The sequence below is a fragment of the Streptomyces hyderabadensis genome, assembly GCF_020404845.1.
GTDB classification, from domain to species: Bacteria; Actinomycetota; Actinomycetes; order Streptomycetales; family Streptomycetaceae; genus Streptomyces; species Streptomyces hyderabadensis.
Genome location: NZ_JAIOJZ010000067.1, coordinates 1 through 6,927, shown reverse-complemented (window position 1 = coordinate 6,927; position 6,927 = coordinate 1). Strand labels below are relative to the sequence as shown.

Here is a 6,927-nt window from a genome sequence, read left to right as displayed (position 1 = left end):
CGGGGCGGCCGCCCCACAAGGGTGGGGCGGCCGCCATCGGGGAGTGCCGACGGGTACTACTGCGTGACCAGAGCCTGAAGGTGGCTGCTGAGCAGACGTACGTGGCTCATGGTGTTCTGGAGGCTGTTCCAGCCGTACTCCTGGCCATCCGAGAACTTCCAGGTGCCGGAGGTCCAGGCCACGTGGTCCTCCAGGGCTCGGAGGGTGCGCCGGACTTTGTCCCATTTGATCTTTTCGACCGGGGTGCCCGAGGTCAGCCGGTCCATGACGAAGCCCATGGCCTGGATGCCGACACCGTGGGTCAGCCTCGATTCCTTGGGAGGCTTCCCCCACGCCTCCTCGAAGATGTCTGCCACTGGCGTCCAGAACGCCGTCAGGTGAGCCAGCATCCGCTCTTCGTCGCCCGTACCGTCGGTGGCGTTGCGGTACTGGTACAAGGCGCCTTCGTAGATGCTGTACTCCAGCATCTTCAGTACGCTGTTGTCCTTGATGTTGCCATTCGGCGATGTAGGACTGCTGATCCTGCCGCCAAAGGGTCCGTCGCTCATGTTCAGGAGGACCATGAGCCGGGCGGCGAGTTGGCGTCGCGCGTACGAACGCGGCAGCTGGCCGGTGGTCTCGGGCAGTAGTTCGTACACAAGCCCCTTGGGGAGCGGCTTGGTCGAGTTGACCAGGATGAACTGCGACCGCTGCTCCTCCTGTGACGCGATGAAGCCGACGGCTGCGACTGGAAACTCCGCGAGGTCAGCGTCCCTGATGGCGGCACTGCGCTGCTGCCCGTCCACCAGCCAGGCCGGCTTCTGGTCGTCAGCAAGTGACTCATCGACTGGGATGATCAGCTCGCCGGGGATGGAGTACTTCACGTCGCTACTGCGGACGGCCGGTTCGAACGTCACCCGCTCGTCGAAGGCCAGCACCACAGCGTTGGGAAGCATCGCTCCCTCTGACTCGAGGTAGCGGCGGATCGAGCGGATGTGGCTGAGGACCTCGGGCCGCTGGTATCCCTGCAACTGCTTCTGGCCGTCACGGCGGATACGTGAGACGGAGGCGAAGTCGTGCAGTTTCTTGCCGTCGACAGCGAAGCAGTAGATCTCCTTGCTGCCTTGGAGCACCTTGAGCGCGGGAACCTTCAACACGTAGCGGTCGGCCACATCATCTCCTGTTTGAGTTACTTTGAGTGCTATGCGCGGTCTGGGCGATTATGTGAGCGGCAGCTTGCGCATCTTGGCTTCGAGCACCGTCATGTTATGGAATCCGCGGCGCTTGTTTCGCTCCGTTCCACGGAAAATAACCATCTCGATCTTGTGCTGCCTGCACAGATCGCATGGGCAGCGCCGCCAGGGACGGTCAGTGAGGGTGGCCTCGTACTTCTCGACCTTCTTCAGCTTCTTCTCGTCGCGAAGAAGGGACTGGTACGCGCGCAGCGCATCCATGACTTCCTGAACTTCGACGCCGTCGTCTGCGTCGTACCGACGAAGCAACTTGAGGCATTCTCGTTCAGCCTTGATGGCCTCGGATTGCGAAACCACCCCCGCTAGAATAAGTCGCTTGAGGGCGAGATTTCCATCGACCTGGGGAACTCTGATCGCCATGTATGAGCGGTCGGCTGTGTGATAGTTGTTCCGCTCGTCCATGAAGGCTTGACGGAACGCCGATGTGCTGTCGAAGCTGGTGACATGGAATTTAACGAACCGTTCCATGCTATCGATGCGAGTGATTCCGAGCAGATGAAATTCAACGCCGTCCTGGCGAACGTCAGAGATTCGCTCGAGGCATGCAATGATTTCCGGCGTCTTCAGCGGGACCATGCCACCTAGCGCGATCCTCTTGTATCCCATCTCTTGAAGCCTGGAGACACTGTCCGCGTAGCTGTCCGGACTCCATCCCTGAGCCGCACCCACTGGCTCAAGTCTCTTCTTCCCCTCCGACATCAGCTTGTTGCGGCTCTTGACAGCCTTGATGAACTTTTCCGCCAGATCAAGTGAAATCTCGCGACGCTTAACCCATGCCGGATCGGCGTCCTCCTCAGGAAGGTCGGGCTTGTAACCAAAGATCACGTGGTCAATGCTGATTCCCGAGTCGAATCCGCATTTGTAGTAGAAGTCGAGGACTTCATCAATACTGTACGGCGGGTACTCTTGATCAATGTAGTTGAATGCCCCGCAGTCGCCGAGGCTTCTCATCTTGTCGGGCAGCCCAAAGAATTGGCTCACTCCGTCTCGGTAGAGTCGGTCCCGCTGTCCAGTAGTGTACTTTCCGGCGTATTTTCCGGCGCCGTTTACCGTTCCGTCTACGATGGCCTTGCTGACCAGTATCCCGTCGTACGGTGCCGGGCTCACCGCTTGATGGGCGTACAGATCGTCCCTCTGCCGGACCCGATAATATGGGTATTCGTCGTTGATGAAATCGTACCCAGGGCTGATTTGGTCCTGACTGTCTGGGAAATAGAATTTCACGACGCGCTCATCCTCGACTGAAGGTAGATCCGGATCAAGACGTTTGACAGTGTGCTGATATGGCGGGGCGTATTTTGCAAATCGTTCCAAGGGATGTTGAGTTCTGGCCAGCGCCCCTTGGTCCAGTGGCAGTGAGGCTTGACCAGTTCCAGTTCTGCCATGGCCTTGTTGTAAGCATCTTTCGACCCGACTTCTGCACTCAACAGCACACGGTCCATTATCCGGTCCATGAGGCGCCCCATTGACCTAATTCCGACGCCATGCATGAGGCGACTCTTTGTCGGCGAGAGCCCCCAAGCCTCTGGGAAGGTGTCCCTGACGGCAGTCCAGTAGACGACAAGAATATCTCTCATCGCTGCGGTGTCGGTGGTGCCGTTAGAAAGGTTCTTGTATGGGAAGAGCACCCCGGAAGGAGCGAGTGACTCTTCGATCGCGGAGATGAGGCTGTTGTCCTTGACGACGGCTTCTGACTTTCTATCGCCGGTCGTCGAAGCCTGCTTGATGAGCCCTCTAAACGGTGAGTCGCTGTCCTGGTTCAGCGCATTGACAAGGGTGGACGGAAGTTTCCGAGCAGACAGCCTGGTGGGGAGCTTGGTGTTGACCTCAGGCAGGAGTTCTGCCACCAGGTTGGTCGGGAGCGGCGACACGGTATTGACCCGGAGGAACTGGTCGCGTTGGACCTCGAGGTCTTCAGCGACGAATCCCGCAACGGTGACGGGAAGCTTCGACTTTTTCGTGCGTGCAAGAGCGAGGCTTCGCTGTTGCCCATCCACGATCAGAGCGGGGCGGGGTGCTTCGTCGGAGGCCGACAGCGGAATCTCGATAGTCCCGATTGTTGCCAGCCCGTCTGTGCTATTGGGCCCTCGGCTTCCCTTGAAGCGGACCGAGGAGGGGAGAGCGAGGATGAGACCGTTAGGGAACAGGACGTCCTCGCCGTCCAGGTAATCAAGAATCTGCTTGACGTGCTGTTTTTTCTCAGGGCGCTGGTAGCCGAGTAGCTTGCCCGCCTCGTCACGGGAGATTCGGGCGACGTCAGCCACACGATCTACCTCTCCGGCTTCGAGGGCGAAGAGATAGAGGGGGATGCTGGGGTTCTGCTCGATGCGCAGGGCTCTGCGCCGGATGAGGTTCTCTGTCACTGCTTCCCCATGGTCTTGATGTGCAGGGTGGCGAACCGGCTCTGTTCACAGGCCTGCCCCCCGTCTCGAAGCAGACGAAGGAGTCGCGTCCGCGAGATGCCGGGATGGGACGAGGTCTGCTTTCGGATGAAGGCGATCACCTGCTCGTCGGTCATCGGTCGGCGGTTGTGTTGCTCAGGCCTCGACTCAGTAGCGGCCCACTTGTTCCAGGAGTCGCTGGTGGCAGTTGAGGTGAGTTGACCGTCCTGGCAGTGCTGGAGCCACGACGCGGCCATGCGTACATTTAGGCTCGTCAGCGTTCCGCCCAAGATGCGCCTCAACCCTGCGTCGGCGGGGACTCTTTGGATGCCGGCGACTTCCACTCCGCCGAAGAGGAGTGCCTCGCTGGCGACGTCGGCCAGGGCGCGGAGTTCCGCTTCCATGGCTTTTGCGTAGGTTTCGGAGAGGACCAAGAGGATAGGGCTGGCTTTGCCGAGTTCCTGCAGCGTTGCCCGGCCGGTTCCCTCTTGGAGTTGGCTCCACCACAGCGCGCCGTCTTCTGCGGTAGTGGCTACCGAGTCGGCATGTCGGGTGCTGAAGGTTGCCGCGTAGGAGGGGGCGGAGGCAGATACCGGCTGAAGGCCGAGGCCGGCGGAGGCCACCCAGAGGTCGGCCTTGAATCCGGCCTGAGCAGTCGCTTCGCTGAGCCGACGCGCCTGGGTCCAATGGTCGCCGCGGTAGAGCTCGGCGAGCGAGTGGGTGTGAGCGGCACTGTTGATGCGTTCGCTCCAGAGCGTGGCGCGCTCCTTCACGGGTCCTGCGGGAAGCTGCCTCGCCTGTAGTTCGGTCTCCGGCACAGCCGCCTTGCGGTCCGTGCATGTGACGACCAGCGTTAGTTGCTTCACGCAGCCCCTACTCCCCGACGAGTATAACTAGAAGTTTGTTGCCGTTACTCTACCTGCCAGTTTTCACGCTAGTGTTCAGCCGTACACGTGAGATCTAACTAGGAGCAGGCATGGCGGAGCGTCCCGCAATCGTTCTACTGAGTGGCGGGCTGGACTCGACGACTGTCCTGGCGATCGCCAAGGACCAGGGCTACACGCCGTACGCGCTGAGCTTCCGCTACGGCCAGCGGCACAGTGTGGAGCTTGAGGCCGCGAAGCGCGTGGCCGCGGCCCAGGGGGTTGCGCGTCACGTGATCGCGGACATCGACCTGCGAGTTTTCGGTGGCTCGGCCCTCACGTCGGACATCGAGGTTCCGAAGCACGAGTCCCTGGATGCCGCTGACGACAAGGGCATCGACAGCAGCGTGCCCATCACCTACGTTCCGGCACGCAACACGATCTTCCTGTCCTTCGCGCTGGCCTTCGCGGAGACGGTCGGGGCGAGTGACATCTTCACGGGCGTGACGGCGGTCGACTACAGCGGCTACCCGGACTGCCGGCCTGAGTACATGGAGGCGTACGAGCAAATGGCGAACCTGGCCACTCGCGCCGGGGTCGAGGGCACGCAGAAGCTCAAGCTGCACTCCCCGCTCATCTCTATGTCGAAGGCCGACATAGTCCGTGAAGGCCTGCGCCTTGGCGTGGACTACTCCCTGACGTCCTCGTGCTACGACCCGGACGAGCACGGGCGGGCCTGCGGGCACTGCGAGACCTGTCTGCTCCGTCTCAAGGGTTTCGCCGAGGCTGGCGTCGCCGACCCTGTGCAGTACCAGGGCGCGTGAGAATGACCTACCTGGTCAAGGAGATCTTCTACACCCTGCAAGGCGAAGGGAGCCACGCGGGCCGTCCGGCCGTCTTTTGCCGCTTCTCCCGGTGCAACCTGTGGACGGGCCTGGAGAAGGATCGCCACCGTGCGATCTGCCAGTTCTGCGACACAGATTTCGTCGGAACCGACGGAGAAGGTGGCGGTAAGTTCCGGAGCCCGGACGACCTCGCTCAGGCAGTCGAAAACGCTTGGCCGTCGTCCTCCAGAGAGCACCGCTTCGTGGTGTGCACGGGCGGCGAGCCGCTCCTGCAACTCGACGGAGCAGCGATCGACGCGCTGCATGCCCGCGGCTTCGAGGTGGCAGTCGAGACGAACGGCACCCGCGTACCGCCCAAGGGCATCGACTGGATCTGCGTCAGCCCCAAGATCGGATCCGAGTTGGTCGTCACCCGCGGGGACGAACTGAAGTTGGTGTACCCCCAGTTGGGTGGAGACCCTCGCCAGTTCGAGCACCTGGATTTCCGGCACTTCAGGCTCCAGCCCATGGACGGCCCGGACACCGAAGCCAACACCAGGGCGACCGTTGAGTACTGCATGAAGAACCCGCGCTGGACCCTCTCTCTCCAGACGCACAAGTATCTGGGAATTCAGTAATGGAAATCTTTCGCGAGTTCACCTTCGAAGCTGCACATCGCCTGCCCAACGTGCCCGAGGGCCACAAGTGCGCCCGTCTGCACGGTCACTCCTATAAGGTCATTGTCCACGTCGAGGCTCCGGTCGACCCTGAGGCCGGCTGGGTCATGGACTTCGGCGACCTCAAGAAGGCCTTCAAGCCTCTCGAAGCACGGCTCGACCACTACTACCTCAACGACATCGAGGGCCTGGAGAACCCGACTAGCGAGGTCCTCGCTCGCTGGATCTGGAAGCGGCTGCAGCCGACCCTGCCTGCACTCTCGGCCCTCACCGTCCGCGAGACGTGCACGTCTGGCTGCACCTATCGGGGCGAGTGAGCGATGCACGATATTCAGAACGAGACAGACTCTCGCGGCATCGAGCTCGACGATGTCGGCATCAGCGGTCTGCGGTATCCGCTGTACTTCGAGGACGGTCACCTCCGCCAGGAGGGCATTGCCGAGATCGAGGTGACCGTGCGGCTCCAGCATGACCGCCGTGGCACTCACATGAGCCGCATGGTGGCTCTCGTCCACGAACACCTGCGCCGGTTCGATCCGCGGAAGCTGCCGTACGTCCTGAAAGTCGGGGCGGATCTTCTTGATGCGCCGGCGCTCGCGGTGTCCGTTGCCGTCCCATTGAGCACGGCTGTGATCGCGCCTGCGAGCGGTGCCGAGTCGTGCCAGGTTCACGACGTCCGGTTCGACGGCCGCTGGGATGGCGGAGACACGACGTTGATCACATCGGTGACCACCGAGGTCACGAGCCTGTGCCCGTGCTCGAAAGCGATCTCTGACTACGGTGCCCACAACCAGCGCAGTCGTGTCACCCTGTCCGTGACAGGGCATGGCGACACGCCCTATCCGTTTGGGGTGCAGGAGGCCGTACGGCTTCTCGAACGGTGTGCGTCCGCTCCTATCGTGCCCTTGGTAAAGCGTCCGGATGAACGTGTGCTGACGATGCAGGCGTAC

Annotated in this window: 8 protein-coding genes; 4 read left to right on the top strand and 4 right to left on the bottom strand. The window is 61.6% G+C overall.

Going from position 1 to position 6,927, the window contains the following annotated elements; genetic code table 11:
* Positions 1-56 precede the first annotated feature (56 nt).
* From dbpB (K7854_RS32965) to K7854_RS32950, 4 genes are read right to left on the bottom strand one after another with little or no spacing between them, the layout of a single operon-like run.
* Positions 57-1,151 (bottom strand): DGQHR domain-containing protein DpdB, encoded by a 1,095-nt coding sequence (gene dbpB, locus K7854_RS32965; RefSeq protein ID WP_226030235.1) that lies wholly within the window; start codon positions 1,149-1,151, stop codon positions 57-59.
* Positions 1,152-1,199: 48 nt separating this feature from the next.
* Positions 1,200-2,456: a tRNA-guanine transglycosylase DpdA gene (gene dpdA / locus K7854_RS32960; protein WP_226030234.1), complete on the bottom strand. Its 1,257-nt coding sequence runs from the start codon at positions 2,454-2,456 to the stop codon at positions 1,200-1,202.
* Positions 2,453-3,595, bottom strand: a complete 1,143-nt coding sequence (gene dbpB, locus K7854_RS32955) for a DGQHR domain-containing protein DpdB (protein WP_226030233.1) — start codon at positions 3,593-3,595, stop codon at positions 2,453-2,455. The genes dpdA and dbpB (K7854_RS32955) overlap by 4 nt, the downstream gene beginning before the upstream one ends.
* Positions 3,592-4,386, bottom strand: coding sequence for a hypothetical protein (locus K7854_RS32950; RefSeq protein ID WP_226030232.1), 795 nt, complete (start codon positions 4,384-4,386; stop codon positions 3,592-3,594). The genes dbpB (K7854_RS32955) and K7854_RS32950 overlap by 4 nt, the downstream gene beginning before the upstream one ends.
* 203 nt (positions 4,387-4,589) lie before the next feature.
* Between K7854_RS32950 and queC the strand changes: the two genes are divergently transcribed.
* The 4 genes from queC to K7854_RS32930 all read left to right on the top strand — a co-directional run.
* Positions 4,590-5,300, top strand: coding sequence for a 7-cyano-7-deazaguanine synthase QueC (gene queC, locus K7854_RS32945; RefSeq protein ID WP_226030231.1), 711 nt, complete (start codon positions 4,590-4,592; stop codon positions 5,298-5,300).
* 2 nt (positions 5,301-5,302) lie between these two features.
* Positions 5,303-5,938, top strand: coding sequence for a 7-carboxy-7-deazaguanine synthase (gene queE, locus K7854_RS32940; protein ID WP_226030230.1), 636 nt, complete (start codon positions 5,303-5,305; stop codon positions 5,936-5,938).
* A complete protein-coding gene (gene queD, locus K7854_RS32935; protein ID WP_226030229.1) occupies positions 5,938-6,294 on the top strand; it encodes a 6-carboxytetrahydropterin synthase QueD in 357 nt (118 codons plus the stop codon). Before queE ends, queD begins: the two co-directional genes overlap by 1 nt.
* Positions 6,295-6,297: 3 nt before the next feature.
* Positions 6,298-6,927 (top strand): GTP cyclohydrolase I FolE2 (locus tag K7854_RS32930; protein ID WP_226030228.1); only part of this gene is annotated, 630 nt, incomplete at its 3' end.